Origin of the sequence: Rhizobium sp. AC44/96 (genome assembly GCF_001692185.1) — a bacterium.
Lineage (GTDB): Bacteria > Pseudomonadota > Alphaproteobacteria > Rhizobiales > Rhizobiaceae > Rhizobium.
In genome coordinates this window covers 1-959 of record NZ_LXKO01000004.1, presented here as the reverse complement: position 1 = coordinate 959, position 959 = coordinate 1, and the positions used below count along the sequence as shown (strand labels likewise).

The 959-nt window shown below is 52.5% G+C and carries 2 tRNA genes; both read right to left on the bottom strand.

Annotated elements, in window-relative coordinates:
- Positions 1 to 570 precede the first annotated feature (570 nt).
- Positions 571 to 646: transfer RNA gene (locus tag A6U87_RS07630), tRNA-Ala, on the bottom strand.
- Between the two features lie 103 nt (positions 647 to 749).
- Positions 750 to 826, bottom strand: a tRNA-Ile gene (locus A6U87_RS07625).
- Positions 827 to 959 lie beyond the last annotated feature (133 nt).

Below are 959 nucleotides of genomic sequence, written 5' to 3'. Positions count from 1 at the left end.
CGCAGCGTATCACGTCCTTCATCGCCTGTGCATGCCAAGGCATCCACCAAATGCCCTTACGACACTTAATCGTTCTCATTGCCAATGCTCATCATCTCGTCGTCATTCCAAAGGAATGAGCGACAGGCAGGGTTACCTTTTACAACCCCACCAATCCAACAATGCCATCGACGTGTTCGATCGGATCACTTTATTGGAGCTACGCCGAGCAGCCCTCTTGTGTCCGATCTTAAGACCAGCTTCTCGAGATTAAATCCAGGACCGCGCGGTCAGGCAACGGCCATCAAGTCGTCCGTCAGATGCAAACCCAAGGGAATGCAAACAACAACGACCCAGAGTGACAAGCTTCCTTCCTACCTCCAATCCCTCCACCATATCCGGCCGGCTAGGCCATCCATGGTTTCTCAGGAACTGGGCTCGGACATTGGGCAGAACCCAACACCTGGAAGCCTCCAGATCAATCTTCTCTTCACGATATATGCAGAACAGGCAGCGTCCGTAGACGAAGCAAACTTTTAATTTCTTCAGAAGACATTGCCATCAGAACCCTCAGGCTCGACACCATCGATTTGGTGGAGCTGAGCGGGATCGAACCGCTGACCCCCTGCTTGCAAAGCAGGTGCTCTCCCAGCTGAGCTACAGCCCCTCCAGCTCGATCGCCTCAGTTCGTCAGAACTGAGACTCGGCAACAATCCATAATCCCCATCAGGCACTCAAGGCACCCAAATCCAACAGTCACTCAAAGTGAATGGTGGGCCTGGGAAGACTTGAACTTCCGACCCCACGCTTATCAAGCGTGTGCTCTAACCAACTGAGCTACAGGCCCAATCTCGATGAAAGGGTTTACGGTTTTGTCTTCATGAAGAAAGAGAAACGTGGACGGCGCAGTTCGCCATACCATCCGATGCTTAAAGCATTCCGTGGCGTATTGCGTTTCGATGGTCACCTGACTGATGCCA